This window comes from Absiella sp. AM29-15 (assembly GCF_003434225.1).
In the GTDB taxonomy this organism is placed as follows: domain Bacteria; phylum Bacillota_I; class Bacilli_A; order Erysipelotrichales; family Erysipelotrichaceae; genus Hoskinsella; species Hoskinsella hominis.
The window spans coordinates 19,681-37,512 of the sequence record NZ_QVFL01000027.1; the positions used below are offsets into that span (position 1 = coordinate 19,681).

17 protein-coding genes are annotated in these 17,832 nt (G+C 34.3%); 14 read left to right on the plus strand and 3 right to left on the minus strand.

The window, feature by feature from the left end:
* The first annotated feature begins 122 nt into the window (after nt 1-122).
* Nucleotides 123-1,439 (plus strand): PTS sugar transporter subunit IIC, encoded by a 1,317-nt coding sequence (locus DW761_RS19930; RefSeq protein WP_117519143.1) that lies wholly within the window; start codon nt 123-125, stop codon nt 1,437-1,439.
* Nucleotides 1,439-2,905: a sulfatase-like hydrolase/transferase gene (locus DW761_RS19935; RefSeq protein ID WP_233513142.1), complete on the plus strand. Its 1,467-nt coding sequence runs from the start codon at nt 1,439-1,441 to the stop codon at nt 2,903-2,905. Before DW761_RS19930 ends, DW761_RS19935 begins: the two co-directional genes overlap by 1 nt.
* Nucleotides 2,906-2,931: 26 nt before the next feature.
* Here DW761_RS19935 and DW761_RS19940 read toward each other — a convergent pair whose 3' ends face one another.
* Entirely contained in the window at nt 2,932-4,377 is a 1,446-nt protein-coding gene (locus tag DW761_RS19940) for an arylsulfatase (RefSeq protein WP_117519145.1), read from the minus strand.
* A 177-nt stretch (nt 4,378-4,554) separates the two neighbouring features.
* Here DW761_RS19940 and DW761_RS19945 point away from each other — a divergent pair, with 177 nt between their 5' ends.
* Nucleotides 4,555-6,198: a helix-turn-helix domain-containing protein gene (locus DW761_RS19945; protein ID WP_117519146.1), complete on the plus strand. Its 1,644-nt coding sequence runs from the start codon at nt 4,555-4,557 to the stop codon at nt 6,196-6,198.
* 46 nt (nt 6,199-6,244) lie between these two features.
* Here the strand turns inward: DW761_RS19945 and DW761_RS19950 are convergent, their stop codons facing one another.
* The gene (locus tag DW761_RS19950; RefSeq protein ID WP_117519147.1) at nt 6,245-6,427 is read right to left on the minus strand and encodes a hypothetical protein; all 183 of its coding nucleotides are present in this window, start codon (nt 6,425-6,427) and stop codon (nt 6,245-6,247) included.
* Between the two features lie 488 nt (nt 6,428-6,915).
* On the opposite strand from DW761_RS19950, the gene DW761_RS19955 reads away from it, so the two are divergent.
* The 8 genes from DW761_RS19955 (at nt 6,916) to DW761_RS19990 (ending at nt 13,295) form a co-directional block, all read left to right on the plus strand.
* The gene (locus DW761_RS19955; RefSeq protein ID WP_158553860.1) at nt 6,916-7,347 is read left to right on the plus strand and encodes a PTS sugar transporter subunit IIA; all 432 of its coding nucleotides are present in this window, start codon (nt 6,916-6,918) and stop codon (nt 7,345-7,347) included.
* A gap of 18 nt (nt 7,348-7,365) precedes the next feature.
* Nucleotides 7,366-7,845, plus strand: a complete 480-nt coding sequence (locus DW761_RS19960) for a PTS system mannose/fructose/N-acetylgalactosamine-transporter subunit IIB (protein ID WP_117519149.1) — start codon at nt 7,366-7,368, stop codon at nt 7,843-7,845.
* A gap of 17 nt (nt 7,846-7,862) precedes the next feature.
* Nucleotides 7,863-8,675: a PTS mannose/fructose/sorbose/N-acetylgalactosamine transporter subunit IIC gene (locus DW761_RS19965; protein WP_199485669.1), complete on the plus strand. Its 813-nt coding sequence runs from the start codon at nt 7,863-7,865 to the stop codon at nt 8,673-8,675.
* Nucleotides 8,675-9,502, plus strand: coding sequence for a PTS system mannose/fructose/sorbose family transporter subunit IID (locus tag DW761_RS19970; protein WP_117519150.1), 828 nt, complete (start codon nt 8,675-8,677; stop codon nt 9,500-9,502). Before DW761_RS19965 ends, DW761_RS19970 begins: the two co-directional genes overlap by 1 nt.
* 54 nt (nt 9,503-9,556) lie before the next feature.
* Nucleotides 9,557-11,053: a sulfatase gene (locus DW761_RS19975; RefSeq protein WP_117519151.1), complete on the plus strand. Its 1,497-nt coding sequence runs from the start codon at nt 9,557-9,559 to the stop codon at nt 11,051-11,053.
* A gap of 31 nt (nt 11,054-11,084) precedes the next feature.
* Nucleotides 11,085-11,753: an HAD family hydrolase gene (locus DW761_RS19980; RefSeq protein ID WP_233513143.1), complete on the plus strand. Its 669-nt coding sequence runs from the start codon at nt 11,085-11,087 to the stop codon at nt 11,751-11,753.
* A gap of 66 nt (nt 11,754-11,819) precedes the next feature.
* The gene (locus tag DW761_RS19985) at nt 11,820-12,917 is read left to right on the plus strand and encodes a radical SAM/SPASM domain-containing protein (protein WP_117453215.1); all 1,098 of its coding nucleotides are present in this window, start codon (nt 11,820-11,822) and stop codon (nt 12,915-12,917) included.
* Nucleotides 12,918-13,001: 84 nt separating this feature from the next.
* On the plus strand, nt 13,002-13,295 hold the full coding sequence (locus DW761_RS19990) for a hypothetical protein (RefSeq protein ID WP_117519153.1): 294 nt from the start codon (nt 13,002-13,004) through the stop codon (nt 13,293-13,295).
* Here DW761_RS19990 and DW761_RS19995 read toward each other — a convergent pair.
* Nucleotides 13,292-14,644 carry a CCA tRNA nucleotidyltransferase gene (locus DW761_RS19995; protein WP_117519154.1) on the minus strand — a complete coding sequence of 451 codons (1,353 nt, stop codon included), beginning with the start codon at nt 14,642-14,644 and terminating at the stop codon, nt 13,292-13,294. The two genes, DW761_RS19990 and DW761_RS19995, sit on opposite strands and share 4 nt — an antisense overlap.
* A gap of 88 nt (nt 14,645-14,732) precedes the next feature.
* Between DW761_RS19995 and DW761_RS20000 the strand changes: the two genes are divergently transcribed.
* Genes DW761_RS20000 through DW761_RS20010 form a run of 3 tightly spaced genes read left to right on the plus strand, consistent with a single transcriptional unit; the run spans nt 14,733 to nt 17,727 of the window.
* Nucleotides 14,733-15,290, plus strand: a complete 558-nt coding sequence (locus DW761_RS20000) for a class I SAM-dependent methyltransferase (RefSeq protein WP_158553861.1) — start codon at nt 14,733-14,735, stop codon at nt 15,288-15,290.
* 9 nt (nt 15,291-15,299) lie between these two features.
* Nucleotides 15,300-17,111 carry a sensor domain-containing diguanylate cyclase gene (locus tag DW761_RS20005; RefSeq protein WP_117519156.1) on the plus strand — a complete coding sequence of 604 codons (1,812 nt, stop codon included), beginning with the start codon at nt 15,300-15,302 and terminating at the stop codon, nt 17,109-17,111.
* Nucleotides 17,083-17,727, plus strand: coding sequence for an HAD family hydrolase (locus DW761_RS20010; RefSeq protein ID WP_117519157.1), 645 nt, complete (start codon nt 17,083-17,085; stop codon nt 17,725-17,727). The genes DW761_RS20005 and DW761_RS20010 overlap by 29 nt, the downstream gene beginning before the upstream one ends.
* Nucleotides 17,728-17,832: the final 105 nt, after the last annotated feature.

Consider the following 17,832-nt stretch of genomic DNA (forward strand, 5'->3'; position numbering starts at 1 on the left):
AAATGGACTAAAATGAAATAAAGTCCAAAATATACTTGAAATTTAGTCCAAAGTGATGTATAACATAAGTGTAATGAAAACGGTACCATTCATTTACGATAGAGAAAGAGGAGAATTAACTTATGGAAAAGTTTATGGAGTTTTTGGAGAAAACATTAGTACCTTTAGCAGACAAACTATCACGCAACCGTTATTTAAAAGCAATTAGTGAAGGATTTTCAATCTTATTACCAGTTATTATGATTGGTGCAATCTTCACATTATTGGCAAATCTACAGATTGGTCCATATCAGGACTTTGTGACAGCAACACATTTGAAAGAGATATTCTCATTCGCGCCAACAATCACTACAGATTTTCTGGCAGTCTATGCTGTATTCCTGATTGGAAAAAGTTTATGTTCAAAATTGGGAGAAGATGCAAATGCAACCATTGCAGGAATTCTTTCATTGATGGTATTCTTCTTACTGATTCCCCTTGGCGTTCAGGGTGGAGAAGGTGATGCCCTTGTGACAATAGCGGCTGCACTTGGAACAAAATGGCTGGGAGCTGCTGGTTTGTTCTCCGCAATGATTATTGGTCTTGTTGTACCAACTATCTATGTATTCCTCATGCATAAAAACTTAACGATCAAGATGCCGGAAAGTGTGCCACCTACAATATCAAAATCATTTTCATCTTTAATTCCAGGCTTTATCATTGCCTTCATATTCTGTCTGGTACGTTATGGTATGTCACTGACAAGCTATGGCAGCTTGAATCAATTCATCTATACGATGCTGCAAACACCATTGACAAATTTAGGCGCAAGTCCATTTACATTTGTGATTTTTATCTTAATGTGCTCCTTAATGTGGTTCTTTGGTTTACACGGTGGAATGATTGTTATGCCATTCCTTACCATGCTGTATCAGGCACCAGCACTTGAAAACTTAGAAGCCTATGCCGCAAATACAGCACTTCCTAATATCATCGTAAAAGCAAACTGGAGTGTTTATGCATCTCTTGGTGGAGCAGGTGGAACGATTGGTCTATGTATTGCAATGCTATTTTTCGCAAAATCACAACGTTATAAAACATTGGGAAAACTGGCATTGCCAGCAGGATTATGTGGGATCAATGAGCCGATTACCTTTGGACTTCCTATGGTATTAAATACCATTATGATCATTCCATTGATTCTTACACCTATCATTACCTTTGCGATTGCTTATTTATGTACGATAACAGGTATTGTACCACCACTAAATGGTACGGAAATTCCATTAGGCACGCCTGTGATTTTCTCAGGATGGTTAACTGGTGGAATACGTGTGGCAATCCTTCAGGTTGTATTGATTGCGATTCAGTTTATCATCTATTTCCCATTCATCAAAGTATTAGATCGGCAAGCATTAAAAGAAGAAGCAGCTTTAGAAAGTGAGGAGGCGAATGCCTGATGAATAAAAGAAATATCGTTTGTTTTGTGGCAGATCAAATGCGTAGTGATGCCCTTCATATCCATCATAATGAAGCAAGTATCACCCCTAATTTAGATCATATAATTGATGAAGGCGTTTCCTTTGAAAATGCTTATTGTCAAAATCCTGTCTGTGTACCATCCAGATGTAGTTTTTTAACTGGGTTATATCCGCATACGTTAGGACATCGTACCATGCATTTTCTTCAAAATGAAGATGAGCCAAATATTCTAAAAGAAATGAAAAATAACGGATATGAGGTTATTTGGATTGGGAGAAATGATGTAATTCCTGCAGATCGTTTGAAAACTGATTATTGTGATGAATACTATGATGGTATCCATAAAGAAAATATGCGTGATCAGTTTGTGGATGCATTTGGCAGTATGAAAAAACATAATTCACAGCCGGTAAAGGAAAATGACGAGTTGTACTCCTTCTATATTGGGAAATTGAAGGATAGTGAAGGGTATGGAAAAACTGATTGGAATTGTGTACAAAGCGCTTTGGATTATCTTGATCGAAAAAGTAAAGAGCCAGATGGAAAACCATTCTTCCTTTATTGCACAATAAGCTTTCCACATCCTCCCTATGCATGTGAGGATCCATGGTATTCTTCTATAGACAGAGAAAAATTAAATCCAAGAAGACCAGATATAGCTACCTTACAAGATAAAGCGAGTATGTTATACGATATTGCTAAGAAACAAGGACTTCACTGGGAGGAAGAACGTTTCAATGAGTTACGTGCCACATATCTTGCGATGGTTTCCAGATTTGATCATCAGTTTGGAATGCTTTGTGATAAATTAAAAGAACATAATTTCTATGACAATACAAATATCTTTGTATGGAGTGATCATGGGGATTATACTACGGATTATGGTATTGCGGAAAAAGTACAAAATTGTTTTGAAGACCCAATCAGTAATGTACCACTGCTGATTAAGCCTTCCATTGATATAGAAGTGAAAAAAGGAATTTCAACTGAGCTGGTAGAACTTGTTGATCTTCCTTCAACATTTGCGGATATTGCAGGTTTTGATTTAAGCTATGTACAATTTGGAAAAAGCCTTTTAGGCGCACTTGCTGGACATGCACACAAAGGTTATGCATGTTGTGAAGGTGGAAGAATTCATGGAGAAGTGCAGGCAATGGAAAAAGGACATGGACCATCTTCACCATACTGGCCACGCTTATCTACACAGGAAAGTGAAGGACCACAACATACAAAAGCATGTATGATTAGAATGGGAGATTATAAATATACTATGCGTTTGTATGAAAAGGATGAATTCTATGATTTGAAGAAAGACCCGATGGAACTTCATAATATGATTGATGAAAAATGCTATCAGGATCAGATTCAAAAAATGAAACTACAATTATTAACGTGGTATATGCAGACAACAGATTATGTGCCAAATCGAAAAGATAAACGATAGAAAATAAAACCGCCGAAATGGCGGTTTTATTTTGTAAGTAGTGTGACAGGTGTTTTACCAATGATTAATTGTGAGCCATCACTATAACCTTCTTCTCGATCTTTTAATTCCTGGATCAAAAGATTTTTAAGTTTTTGAATTCGCGCTTGATTATCTTGTTCATATATAAGATTATGTGTTTCTTTTGGATCATGTTTTAAATCAAAGAACTGCTCAACACCTGTTTGTGTAAACCAAATATATTTACAATGATCACTGATGATCCATTGATTGCTTTGTTCTTGGTTTCCACTATGTTCTCCATGAAGATAAAGTCGCTGAAGTGGCACATCATCACAAATTGCATCCTTCAAAGAGATACCATCTAAATCATTTGGAATCTCAATATCTGCAAATGATAACAATGTTGGCATAATATCCCGTAATTCAACAATACCACTATGTACATGCGGATTTATTTTCGCAATATTTTTACCTACATGTACCAAAAGTGGGATATGAGTACTACCTTCATAGGGAAGGACTTTTCTAAATAAGCAATGATCAAATAGCATTTCTCCATGATCACTAGTAAATATAATGATGGTATCGTCGTATGTTTCATCATTTTCTAAAGCTGTTATCAAGCGTCCAATTTGATGATCAATATGTGTAATGCTTGCATAATAACCAGCCATAGCATCATGTTGAAGTGCCTTATCACTGCATCCATGAATATTATCCATGATTTTACCATCACGTTGTGTAAGAGAAGGATTCATCCAGTCACTTTTCACAGGCTCAGCCAATTCTTTATTTTTATATATATCAAAATAAGAAGCTGGTGCATCAAATGGTGGATGCGGACGAACAAAACTCGTCATTAAAAAATAAGGTCGCGTGCGATCACGAGTTTCAAGAAAACGTATGGATTCATCCACAACCCAGTTGGTTGGATGATATCGTTCTTCATAAATCCAGGGATGCGTTATCCATGAGTTGTTTTCAACGCCGCTGCCATTAACATCAAATGTTTGCCCTAGCTGGTTTTTCATATCACGCATATAGTCATCACAAACATTTTGATGCATCCAATAGGGAAGAGTAGCTTTTCGATAGTGTCCGATATATCCATCATGCAGCTTCAATGTTTCAAAACCACACGATAAACGAGGTGGGTGTACATGCATTTTACCAACACAAGCTGTCTGATAATTATGATTTTTTAATTCTTCTGCCAGCATATGATCATAATTCCACACAACCCCATCCTGATAACCTACTCGCCGGTTTTTTGTTTGTGATTTACCTGTGAATAAAGCAGCACGGGCAGGGATACAACTGGGGCATGCAGAATATGCGTTTGTAAAACAAACGCCATCTGAAGCCAATGTATCTAAATATGGAGTTTTTACATCTGGATGATTCAGAAAAGATAAACAATCCCCACGAAATTGATCACACATTAATAGTATAATATTAGGCTTTTTCATTTAATTACCTCCTGTTATCCATGAAAAATTATAACATCTTAAATATGTAAGATATTAATATCGTATCTAAACAGTAGATAATAAATATGTAAATTTCTATCATAATATTGCTTATTTTGATTTTTTGAATAGGAAAGATCAAAAGTTTCATGTATACTGAAAGTAAGAGGTGGTTTTATGAAGGCTTATTACTCTGTGATGATTGTAGAAAAACAAGAACAAATGATTCACGTGATAAAAAATATGCTGCCATGGAATGAGTATGGCTTTGAAATCGTAGCAACCACCAATAATGAAGATAAAGCATTAGCCTATTATGGCGAATATCGACATGACCTAGTTTTTACATCCATCGATTTAGAAGCAGGAAATGGAATGTCATTAATTCGTCAGGTCAAACATTTGAATCCACATGGTTTTGTGATTGTGATTAGTAAACATGATGATTATGATACACTCAGAGATGCCTTTAAAGCTGGCTGTAATGATTATTTATTAAAAGAACGACTCCGTTATTCTACTTTAGCAAATTTATTAAAAGATGTAAAAAAGGCTTTGGATGAGGATAAAGAAGTTAAGCATTTTGATATAGATTGGGAAAATGAATTAGAAAAATTATTAGGATTGATTCGAGATAAACAAAAGGTTGATACCTCAAGTGTCATTAAATTATTAGAAAGAGAAGAATTGATGATTTTACAAGGAGAATATCGATTCATTTATTTTCGCATGGATAATGTAAGAATTTTTAATCGAAATTTAAAACAATATGATAAACCATCCTGGTTAAGTACAGATGAATTTATTAATATGTTTAGAAATAAACTTGTTTTACGGGATGAAATGCAATTGAAATTAAAACAAATCATAAAAAAGATATTTAAAGATGTTCCAAATATGAGATTGATCTTTACAAAAAAGCATAGTGGTCTAATCATATTGCCAGATGATGATATGGAATTTATGAAAAATAAAGCTAGAGATTTAATTGAAGAAATTAACCGGATATTGACTTATGAATTTAGTATTACAATCTCATCTGTTGCATCTGGAGTCCAAGGGTTTTTACCAATGTATGAGGCAATACAGATTTATCATGAACATAAGTTTTATGATGGCGATTCCTGTATAGAAATTATGGATGAGAAGAAAACATATGCTCATTTAAATGAACATGATATTTACTTTATTGAAAGAATTATACAGGCGTTTAATGATCAGCAATATGATGATGTATTAAGAATAAGCAAAGAAGCAGTACACTATATGCAACAACATAAGATTGAACAAAGTGAAGTAAAATTATATTTTTGTGAACTAATTGATAGGATTGAAAAGATGATTTTAGAAAAAAGTTTTTCACAATTATATCCTTTTGATGTTTTACGACAAGGTATCAGGGAATCTGAAAGTATTATGTATTTGGACCTTGAAATTGAAAAAATCATGAAGACTTTGATTGACTGGATGCAAGAACATATGATTAGCAAATATAAAAGAAATGTTGTAAGTATCATGCAATATGTAGAGGATCATATTAATCAAAAAATCACATTGGCAATGATTGCGGAAGCAATCGGTCTTAGTGAAATTCATACAAGCAGAATCTTTAAAAAGGAAACAGGCAAAAATCTTATTACATATATTAATGAGATGAAAATGAAAAAAGCTGAAATCTTATTAAAAGAAGAAAGATATAAAATAAAAGATATCGGTCATATGGTGGGAATCGATGATCAGTTATATTTCAACAAAGTATTTAAAAAGTTTTATGGTTATTCTCCACGAGAATATAGAAAAATGACGATACAAAAAGGGTGATCTCAAAATTAAATTTAGAGAATCACCCTTTTCTTTTCATAGATAGTTACTTAAGCTTTAAATCTTTTAAATCTGAACTACTGACCTTGTCACGATATTCTTTTTCGTATTTTAGATAAGTCGTGTTGGTTATGCCACATATTTCAGCAGCAGATTTGATTGATAGCAGTCCATATAAACGGTTTGCGACAATCGCTTTAAAATTATCTGGTGGTACAAATTTTCTCATAAATCCTCCTTACAGTCTTTGCTGTATTTATAAAAGTATCTCACATAGCATACTTTTTTATCCATACTTTATGTAGCTTATTTCGATATGAAATTAGCTTTTTTTTACTTTAAAAAGCCAAAAAGATATACAAAATCATACTGTATCTTAAAGTATAGGTTATGAAACATATGTATTAAAAAACAAGCTTTTATACATGTTTAAACGTTTACATGGATATTATAGCAAATTCTTTCGGTATGTGCAATTATACTTTATAAAGTACAAAACTTTAATAGTTAGAAAATAATGATTTATTATATCATAATATAAATATGTAAAAATAAGTATCTTGTAGCATTTATTTGATAAAAATATGTAAAAAACAAACAAAACATGGAATTATTTAGCAAAACACATTTTCATTTGATTGATTGTATATAATTCTGGTGCTAAACTAAGCCTGTAATCAATAAGAAGCGCTTACATTATTGATGGAAGGAGGCAATATGAATCAGACAGGTTTAATACTTGTAAGTCATGGGGAATTTGCGAAAGCAGCATTAGCAAGTGCAGAGATGATAGCAGGTAAACAGGAAAACGTGATTGCATTGGGTTTAAAGGAAGATACATCATTAGAAACAATGGAAAAAGAAGTTTGTAATGCGTATGAAACATTACATGATCAATGTAGTGATGTCATCATACTTTGTGATATTTATGGGGGAACACCCTTTAATGCAATTAGCAGAAATATGTTAAGAGGTATGGATGTTTTGGCATTTACAGGGCTGAATCTTCCATTGTTAATTGATTTGTTATTATGCAGAGATATAGCTCATGAAGATATAACAGATCGTGTAATGACGACGCATCAGATGGCTTGTCAGAAAATTACAGTTTCTTTCGATAATAACGAGGAAGAAGAATTAGACTTATAATGCAAAGGAGAAAATATTATGTCAATTAAATTAGTGAATATTGATGATCGTCTGATACATGGTCAGGTAGCAACAACTTGGGTAAAAGATTATGGGATCAAATCGATTATCATAGTAAATGATGCTGTGGCAAATGATCCAGTGCAAAAATCAGTTGCCGGACTTGCTGTGCCTGATGTTAAAGTTAGTATTTTTGGTGTTGATAAATTTCTAGATGTTTTGAAAAAAACATCTATTAAAAAGGTAACCATGATTTTATTTACTAATCCTATGGATGCTTTAAAATGCTATGAAAATGGATTGAAATTTGATTATTTAAATGTTAGTGGAATGCGATTTAATGAGCATCGACAACGTTTGCATAAAAATATGTCTGTTACAAAAGAGGAAAAAGAAGCCTTTGATGCTTTGTTGAATCATGGTGTAGAAATATGGATGCAGACAACGACAAGAGATTCAAAAGAAAAAGTTAGTAATTTATTAAAGAATTTTTCATAAAACAGGAGGAAAAATATATGATATTACAAGCATTATTACTGTCAATTTGGGCAGGGCTATGTGCTTTGGATCAATATGGTCCACATTTAGGATTTCGTAAACCGTTATTAGCTTCTTTGGGGGTTGGTATCATTTTAGGTGATATGCAGACTGCCATCATCATCGGAGCAACAATGGAATTGATGTGGCTTGGTGTAAATAATATTGGAGCTTATGTACCACCGGATGTTATTTCTGGAACAATCGTAGGTGCGTCTTTAGGTATTTTATCTGGAGGAGATACTGCAAGTGCAACAGCATTGGCGGTTGCTGTTGGTGTACCAACTGCAACATTAGTTCAGCAATTGAATATGCTTGTTATGACCACCAATATTACATTCCTGCATGCAGCTGATAAAGCAGCAGAAAGTGGTAATTTCAGCTCTATCAACAAATATTTTTGGTTAGGTGGATTGTGCTTCTTTTTGACCAGAGCAGTACCAACATTTATCGCTACAGGTGTAGGCTCTTATGTGATTGATAGTATCATGTCTTTCTTACAGCATGATGTACCTTGGGTATTAAAAGGCTTTTCTATTGCAGGAAGTATGATGCCAGCGGTAGGTCTTGCAATGTTGTTAAGCATGATGATAAAGAAAGATATGTGGATATTCTTATTATTAGGATTTGTATTTGCCTCATATCTAAATGTTCCAACATTAGGTGTTGCGATTATTGCAGCTGCTGGTGCAGGTATTTATGACATCATTATTGAAGGACAGAAACGTCATATGGTTGTTGAAGCTGTTTCTGATGAGGGAACAGATGAGGAAGGAGAGTATGATTTATAATGCCAAAGATAACAAAGAAAATACTGAATAAAGTTTTTTGGAGAACACAGGCAAGTCAGTTTGCACATAATTATGAACGTATGCAAAGTCTTTCTTTGACATATTGTTTTAATCCTGTATTAGAAGAATTGTATAAAGATGCACCTAAAGAGGAACGTGTTCATGCTTTACAAAGACATTTGGAATATTTTAATACACATCCTTTGGCAATCCCTTTTATTTTGGGTATATCTGCTGCGCTTGAAGAAACAACAACAGAGGATCAAAAAGATTCGGTTGTTGCCATAAAAACTTCTTTAATGGGTCCATTTGCAGGTTTAGGAGATTCTATGCTGAATCTGACCTGGTATCCAATTGCTGGCTCCATTGGTGCCTCAATGTGTGTTGGCAATGGCTCATTAATAGGACCACTTGTCATGTTTATTATGATCAACGCCTTGTATTGGCCAATTAAATACTTTGGAATCCATTGGGGATATTCAAAAGGTATGCAATTAATTGAAAATGGTGGCGTTAAGATTTTTGATCGTCTAGGCAATTTAGCAAACGTTTTAGGAGTAATGGTCGTTGGCGGTTTGATTCCATCCACTGTGAAATTAGCTACTGGTTTGCAATTTAAGTTTAGTGAAGGAGATCCTTTGGTTATTCAGACACAATTAGATAAAGTAATGCCATGCATCTTGCCTGTACTATTAACTTTTATTTGCTATAAGTTGATAAAAAAGGGACAAGGCAAAAATACAGCTAAAGTAATTTTAGGATTAATCGTTGTAGCATTATTATCTGCATTGATTGCTCAATATACAGGCTGGCAGATCTTTGCATAATATACAAACATATCCTGTTTTTATAACAGGAAACATGATTAAATGGAGGTTTTTATGAGAACAGTATTGGTATTGATGGACACATTAAAAAGAAATATGATTTCTGTTTATCATCCATCTACATTTGTTAAAACACCAAATATGACTGCGTTTTCAAAAGAGGCAACGGTTTTTGATCAACATTGGATTGGCTCCGCCCCCTGTATGCCGGCAAGAAGAGATATATTATGTGGCAGATTGAATTTTTTAGAACGCAGCTGGGGTCCAGTGGAGCCCTTTGATATAACACTACCCAGTATTTTAAAAGAACATGATATATTTACACATATCACAACAGATCATTGTCATTATTTTAGAACTGGTGGAGAAGGTTATATACAACAATTTCGCACATGGGATTATCATAGAGGACAAGAAGGCGATCCATGGGTTTCTTGCATAGATGATCCAAGCAATATGCCAAAAGATTATTATGGGCGTGTAAGAAAGCAATATCAATGGAATCGTACAAAGTGGCCTAAAGAAGAAGATTATCCATCTCCAAGAACGTTTGCTAGTGCTTGTGAATGGCTAGAGAATAACCAGCATCATGATGATTTCTTTTTGATGGTAGAGGCATTTGATCCACACGAACCCTTTGATGTACCACAAAGTTATATGGATTTATATGAAGATACACATATGGATCGTGAATATTTTGAAATACCAGAGTATGCGAAAGTCAATGTGCCGGATGAAGCTAAGGATTATATACAAAAACGTTATGCAGCATTACTAAGCATGAGTGATGCGTGGTTTGGCAAGTTAATACAGAAATTAAAAGATTTAAATATGTTTGATGATACACTGATTATTATGACGACAGATCATGGCTATTTTTTAGGCGAACATGATTATTTTGGAAAAAACATTATGCATTTATATAATGAGCTGGCACATTTGCCATTAATGGTACATTTTCCAAAAGGAAAACTGGCAGGAGAACACGTTTGCAAGTTAACACAAAATATTGATATTATGCCAACTGTATTAGATTATTATGGATTTGATATTCCCGACACAGTAAAAGGAAGCTCATGGAAAAAAATTGTGGAGGAACCAGATACATATGAAAAATGTTATGCATTATATGGCTATCATGGAATGGCATTGAATATTACAGATGGGGAATATACATTATTTAAAGCACCAAATGCAAAGAATCAGCCTTGTTATGAGTATACCTGTATGCCTACAACCATTCGAAAATACTTGGGAAAAGGAGTAGAAAAGGATATACAGATGGGCAGATATTTAAAACGAACAGACTATCCTGTATATAAAATACCAGTTATTTCTCCAAGTATCATTGATAATGTGAAAGGTGGATTAAGCGAAGTTAAAGATGATAAATTATTTAATATAAAAACAGATTATGATCAACAGCTTAATCTATATCAGGATGGGGAAGAAAAAACAGAAAAAATGAAAAAAATGATGATAAAAGCACTTGATGATATGGATGCGCCAAAAGAACAGCTAGAAAGAGTAAATTTAAAAAGCGAAGGCTAAATGCTTTCGCTTTTCAAAGAAAGGAAAGATTATGACAGTAAAAGGTGTGTTATTGGATTTTAATGGAACATTATTCTTTGATTCGAAATTTCATGAATTAGCGTGGAAAGCGATTAGTAAAGAGCTTCGTGGCTATGAAATGAGTGAGGAAGAATTGCGAGATCATATGCATGGTAAGAATAACGATAAAGTAATTGAATATATTATGGGAAAAGCTATTGACGATGATGAAAATAAAAGGTATTCTTTAAAGAAGGAAGCCATGTATCGTACTATGTGTATGAATCATCCTCAAGATTTTCATTTAGCAAATGGGGTGGAATACTTTTTTGATTATTTGATAAGTCATCAAATACCATTCACGATAGCAAGTGCTTCAATAAAAGAAAATATTGATTTTTTTGTGGAGAAATTTCATCTTGATCATTGGATAGATCCATCGTTCATCGTATATGATAATGGCCAATATCCTACAAAAATGGAAATGTTTTTGGAAGCCGCAAGGCGTATTCAGGTGGATATAAAAGATTGTTTGATTGTAGAAGACAGTGTGAGCGGTATCGCATTTGCCCATGCATGTGGAGTAAAAAATATTATCGCAATGGCTTCGGCTCATGATAAAACAAAATTTGAACAGTTTCCTTTTATTAAGAAAATTCTGAATGATTTTAGTGAATTCCCTTTTGATATATTAGGATAAACAGAAACGCTTATCTCCTTTAAAAATCAATAAAGAAAAACGTAATTTTGATACGAGGAGTATTGTATGAAAAATTTAAGCTTTTTGATTAAACCAGCCTCATCATCCTGTAATTTGAAATGTAAATATTGTTTCTATGCGGATGTGAGTGAACATCGTCAGATTAAAAGTAACGGTATTATGAAAGAAGAAGTTATGAAAAAACTGATTGATCAGGCCCTTTCTCATTTGGATGAGGATGGGGAAGTAACATTTGCTTTTCAGGGGGGAGAACCTACGGTTGCAGGCATTGATTATTTTAAAGCATTTTGCGCATATGTAGATGAAGTTAAAAAGGCAAAACAAAAAATACATTATGCTTTACAAAGCAATGCATACGTGATTGATGATGAATGGTGTACGTTCTTTCATCAATATGACTTTTTGATTGGCGTATCTTTAGATGGATATAAAGAAAACCATGATTATTTCCGTATTACCACAGGGAATAAAGCAACATATAAAACAGTCATGCAGGCGATTCATACATTAGAAAAATATGAAGTCCGTTATAATGTATTGACTGTATTAAGTAAACAGCTGGCAAAACATCCCAATAAACTATATGAATTTTATAAAAAGGAAAATATCCGTTATATTCAATTGATTCCATGTCTTGCGGGATTAGATGAGGAAAAAAATCCTTTTGCGCTGACACCACAGCTATTCGCAAGCTTTTATAAAGCGTTCTATGATTGCTGGTTGAAAGAAATGCAGGCTGGGGTGTATCGAAGTATTGGCTTGTTTGATAATATTATTCCAATGTACGCCGATGTGCCACCTCAACAGTGTGGGCTGCTGGGATATTGCAGTATTCAATTTGTTGTAGAAAGCGATGGCAGTATTTATCCATGTGATTTCTATGTATTAGATGAATATAAAGGTGGAAATCTGATGGAAATGGATTTGATGGATATCGCCAACAGTGCACCTATGCAGGGCTTTGTGAAAGAGAAAAAACAAATGAGCCCATTATGTGATACTTGTCCATTTGTATCTATCTGTCATGGTAACTGTAAACGAATGAATACGTTATATTTTGATAAACAATATTGTGGATATCAGGATTTCCTAAAATATGCTTATCCAACAATGATTACGATTGCGAAACAGATGCAGCTGTAAAAAAATACAGCTGTTTTTTTAATTCTTACATGATTGGTGTAAGAATGCATGATATACTCAGCATATGAAAGGCGGGTGATCAATATGGCACTATTGCATATCCATAAACAGGCATTTCAACTGGAACAGATTTTAAATCAGTTAATGCGAAAATCCCATCCACAGGGATATGAAATGGAAATCACAAGAATCTATGATTCTCCCATTCGTATGTGTGAGGATGTGCTGGAAGAGGTCAGAACCAGCGACAATTTTGAAACAATAGAAGAAATTAAACAGAAATACTGGCCTTATCAGAATTGTGTATTAACACAGTTAAGTGAAGAAATTGCACAGGCATTATGTGATGATATGGAGTATATGAAAAGATGCAGTTAATTCTGCATCTTTTGTCTGGCATAAGCCATTAGCTTTTCTTTTTCATTCATGGAAGGATCGTCAATCACCTGTTGATACAGTTCATCCAACATATCGCCAATTTGTTTATTCTGTAAACCTAACTGCATCATATCGTGTCCATTGACCTTTAAATCCTTTTTATGAAAGAAATCCTTTTCTTGATCAATTACCTTTAATAATTCTATGGAAGCATTTAAAATATCAATTTTCTCCTGAGCTTTTTCCATGTTTTTCGCATAATCATCTGCCATTTGTACATATAAGGCAGAAATCGCATATGCAATATCATTATCAAACTTAGATAAGAACCTGCGAAGGATTTTTCGATTGGCTTTGACATAATAATCATGATATAAGATCAAGGTACAGACCCGCTCTATGCTTTTATGATCATAGCGCAGATCCATCAGATATGCTCTGGCTTTTTGTTCGCTGATGAGGGCATGACGTTTATAGTGGGCAATGCCATCTTCTCCAAACGTTTCCATTTCTGGTTTTCCAATATCATGCAATACGATTGCCAGCTTACTTTCTAATGGGTATCCAATCGTATGATTTAACGCAACATCACTATGGCGAAAGATATCATAAATATGCCATGGGGTTTTCTGATCATGTCCATATAATTTGCTGTATCCTGGTAAAATCTCATCTAATACTTGATAATCGTAAAGCATCTGTAATAGATCTGGGTGCTGTGACAATAATATTTTATTAAATTCATCACGGATACGTTCTTTACTAATGTAGGATAAAGTAGGCGCAAGTTCTTTGATGGCCTGTTCCAAGTGTGGTTCTATAGAAAAATTTAAAACTGCAGAAAAACGAATCGCCCGTAAGATACGTAAAGCATCTTCTTTTAATCGTTCATAAGGATCTCCAACACAGCGGATGATGCCTTCTTCAATATCTTTTCTGCCATCAAAAGGATCATAATAACCATTTGTTGGATCATATGCAATCGCATTCATGGTGAAATCACGGCGTTTTAAATCTTCTAAAAGATTTTTAGTAAATACGACCTGGGAAGGTGCACGATGATTCAGATATGCTTTTTCAATACGATAAGTAGTGATTTCTATTGGTTCATTATTTACCAAAACAGTAATTGTTCCATGTTTGATTCCTGTAGGAATTACGATACATCCTGCCTGTTTAAAAATTTCCATGGTAGTTTCAGGCAGGGCACTTGTTGTGATATCAAAATCATGAACTTCACGGCCCATGAGCATATCTCTTACACAGCCTCCTACAAGAAAAGCTTCTTGATCATGTGTATGCAGCTGTTTTAAAACCCATAATATATCATCTGGTACGCATGTTGCCATCTTCTATCACCTCTGCTATTATTATACACAGGTTTGGTTGGTGAAACCAGTTATAATATTCTATATAGAAAAGAAAAGGATGATGAAAATGAAAAAAGTTGTAGATATTGCCCATGATATATTGAAAAATATAAACATAGAAAATGGGATATATGCGGATTTTACATGTGGGAATGGATATGATACCTGTTTTCTGGCATCACTTGAAAAGGTACAGAAAGTATATGCATTTGATATTCAGAAAGAAGCACTTCAACAAAGTATACAGGCGGTAAGTGCGCTTGGGTATTATGATAAATGCAGATTTATCCTTGATGGACATGAGCATCTAGATCAATATATTACAGAACCACTCGCAGGAGCCATCTTTAATTTTGGATATCTGCCACATGGGAATGAAAATGTCACAACTTTGTTACATACAAGCAGAATCGCTGTTCAAAAAGCATTGAAGCAATTGCAGAAACATGGTATGCTTATCTTAGTAATATACCCAGGTCATGATGAAGGGAAAAAAGAAAGCTGTTATTTTTCAGAATGGGTAAAAACTTTAGATTCACATTATTATTCCTGTATGGGTATACGCATGGAAAATAAAAAGGAATCTCCGTATCTGCTGGTGATAGAAAAGCTAAGAAATCAATGAGGGAGTTGTATGAAGAAATTTTTTCAACTGATGTTAATGATTGCCATGATTGCCGCATGCGCTTATGTAAGCGTGTCTTTCGTATGGTTTCAACATGGACTTTCAGATACTCTGTTTGAAGAGAATAAAGACAGGTTATTAAAAACTAATGAACAAAGTATTCATTTTGTGAAACAGACTCTGCAGGATTTTGAATCACAACTACAGTTGATTGCGGACTTTAGTACCTTGTATCATGAAAATGATCGAGAAGCAGTCGTCATGATGTTAGAAGAAATGAATGCGAAAAATAAAGCAATTGATTATGCGCTGTTTGATTTAGACGGTGTCGTATATACAACAACAGAAGTACAATTGGATATGGATTGGGAAAAGGTGCTTTCTTATTTAGAAGAAAAACGCGGACTTTATATTTCAGAAGTACGACATCTTCAAAACCGTGATGAAATCGTGCTGGCACTTCCTGTTATTGTAGATGGAAAAGTGCAGGGAGGCGTACTTGGCGTATATCAATCAGATTATCTGACTTCGATATTCAGCGAAGCATTTTATAGTGGTATCGGTGCGACCTTGATTGTACAAAAAGATGGCACACTTGTATCCGGTTATCAGGGCATGGCTGTTCGTTCTGATTTTTTTAAAGAAATGCAGAAGTTTACATATCCAAATAAAGCATATGATCAAAATACGATGAAAACGGATATCAAACAGAATAAAAGTGGTTTTGTTGTTTTTGAAAAAGATCAGACAAGACATTATTTAAGCTATGCGCCCATCGGCATCAAAGACTGGATAGTGGTCAATATCGTAAATGCAGAAGCATTATCTCCACATTATTTTCAAATCATGGAACGTTCTATCTTATTATCTGTTAGTTATGCCTTTATATTTTTAGGCATCTTATGTATGTTGTTTTATATCGTAAGAAAAATGAAAAAAGCAGAAGAAGAACATGTTAGTGCCAGACGCTTTGAAATGCTGGCAAGTCTTCAAAAAAGTGCAATTATTTTTGAATATGACTGTAAGCGGCATTACTTACATGTATCTGATAACTACGAATATTGTTTTGGGATATCTTCCACCATCGCAAAGGATATTCATGAAGCATTGAAAACGATTGTGGATCTGGAAAATATCCAGCGTATGAAAGAACAGATACAAAAAGAAGGGCGCATTCAGCTGCAGCTACAGCTTTGGGACAGAGAACATTGTGCCCATTGGTTTGAAGTAGAGGGTGGCATTATTTATGATCAGCGTAAACAGCCTGCCTCTTTGATTGGATTTATCTATGATATACATTCTTCTTATATAGAGAAAGAACGACTACAGATTCAGGTAAATACAGATCAGTTGACACATACATTCGCAAAGGCAGAAATCATGCGGCAGATTGAAGATACATTAATTAATTTTAGTGCATCGAAACATGCATTATTATTTATTGATTTGGATAACTTTAAACAAGTGAACGATACCTTTGGACATATCGCAGGGGATGAAGTACTGGCAAATCTTGGCAATGTACTGAATGAAGAGTTAGAAGGCATTGCGGGAAGATTTGGTGGAGATGAATTTGTTTTATTCATAAAAAATATAGAAGATGGTATAGATGTAAAAGACCTGGCTTCACGCTTATTGAAAAAGGTAGAAGGATTAATGGCATATCCGATTGGCATAAGTATCGGTGTATCGATTTATGGAGAGGATGCACACAATTTAGATGAGTTGTTACTACATGCCGATCAGGCGTTATATGCATCAAAACATAAAGGTAAAGGAGTATGTATCGTATATGGAGAAGATAAAAGCAGTCATATTTGATATGGATGGTGTATTAATTGACAGTGAACCATCCAATTTAAGGCAGTTATATGATTTTTATAAGGAATATGGATTTGTGGCAGATGCAGCGTTTCTGATTTCGTTAGTAGGCAGTTCTTTAGAATATACATGGCGGGTCAGTATAGAAAAAATGAATAAAGACTGGAGTCAGGATGAATTTTATGATCATTTTGATGCTTATGCGAAAGAACACATGGTATCCTATCGTGATATCTTAAATCCTGGTATAAAGGAAACATTAGTATGGTTACGGGCACATGGATATCATACCGCAATTGGAAGCAGCTCTACTTTGATGAATATCAAACGTATGTTAAAGGAATGTGAATTAGAAGGATTATTTGATTTGGTATTTAGTGGAGAGATGTTCCATGAAAGTAAACCAAACCCAGAGATTTATTTAACGATCGCAAAACAACTGCAAGTGGAACCAAAGCACTGTATGGTGATTGAGGATAGTACCTTTGGAATTGAAGCAGGAAAGCGTGCAGGTATGCGAACGATTGCTTTACAAGACACAAAGTTTTCAATTGATCAGTCCCAAGCCGATGAGATGATTTCAAAGATTGTGGATATCCAAAAACTTTTGGCATAAAATAGATAGGAGAAGATTCCTCTTATCTTTTTTTATATTTTAGCACTCTGTACTTGTTATTACAGCGTAGCTTTTGTCTTAGTTCATAGAGTGCCGTAAAGTGCC

Bases quoted from the DNA above. Each gene is read 5' to 3' on its own strand.
- DW761_RS19930 (WP_117519143.1), top strand. From the start codon at position 123: ATGGAAAAGTTTATGGAGTTTTTGGAGAAAACATTAGTACCTTTAGCA.
- DW761_RS19935 (WP_233513142.1), top strand. From the start codon at position 1,439: ATGAATAAAAGAAATATCGTTTGTTTTGTGGCAGATCAAATGCGTAGT.
- DW761_RS19940 (WP_117519145.1), bottom strand. From the start codon at position 4,377: ATGAAAAAGCCTAATATTATACTATTAATGTGTGATCAATTTCGTGGG.
- DW761_RS19945 (WP_117519146.1), top strand. From the start codon at position 4,555: ATGAAGGCTTATTACTCTGTGATGATTGTAGAAAAACAAGAACAAATG.
- DW761_RS19950 (WP_117519147.1), bottom strand. From the start codon at position 6,427: ATGAGAAAATTTGTACCACCAGATAATTTTAAAGCGATTGTCGCAAAC.
- DW761_RS19955 (WP_158553860.1), top strand. From the start codon at position 6,916: ATGAATCAGACAGGTTTAATACTTGTAAGTCATGGGGAATTTGCGAAA.
- DW761_RS19960 (WP_117519149.1), top strand. From the start codon at position 7,366: ATGTCAATTAAATTAGTGAATATTGATGATCGTCTGATACATGGTCAG.
- DW761_RS19965 (WP_199485669.1), top strand. From the start codon at position 7,863: ATGATATTACAAGCATTATTACTGTCAATTTGGGCAGGGCTATGTGCT.
- DW761_RS19970 (WP_117519150.1), top strand. From the start codon at position 8,675: ATGCCAAAGATAACAAAGAAAATACTGAATAAAGTTTTTTGGAGAACA.
- DW761_RS19975 (WP_117519151.1), top strand. From the start codon at position 9,557: ATGAGAACAGTATTGGTATTGATGGACACATTAAAAAGAAATATGATT.
- DW761_RS19980 (WP_233513143.1), top strand. From the start codon at position 11,085: ATGACAGTAAAAGGTGTGTTATTGGATTTTAATGGAACATTATTCTTT.
- DW761_RS19985 (WP_117453215.1), top strand. From the start codon at position 11,820: ATGAAAAATTTAAGCTTTTTGATTAAACCAGCCTCATCATCCTGTAAT.
- DW761_RS19990 (WP_117519153.1), top strand. From the start codon at position 13,002: ATGGCACTATTGCATATCCATAAACAGGCATTTCAACTGGAACAGATT.
- DW761_RS19995 (WP_117519154.1), bottom strand. From the start codon at position 14,644: ATGGCAACATGCGTACCAGATGATATATTATGGGTTTTAAAACAGCTG.
- DW761_RS20000 (WP_158553861.1), top strand. From the start codon at position 14,733: ATGAAAAAAGTTGTAGATATTGCCCATGATATATTGAAAAATATAAAC.
- DW761_RS20005 (WP_117519156.1), top strand. From the start codon at position 15,300: ATGAAGAAATTTTTTCAACTGATGTTAATGATTGCCATGATTGCCGCA.
- DW761_RS20010 (WP_117519157.1), top strand. From the start codon at position 17,083: ATGGAGAAGATAAAAGCAGTCATATTTGATATGGATGGTGTATTAATT.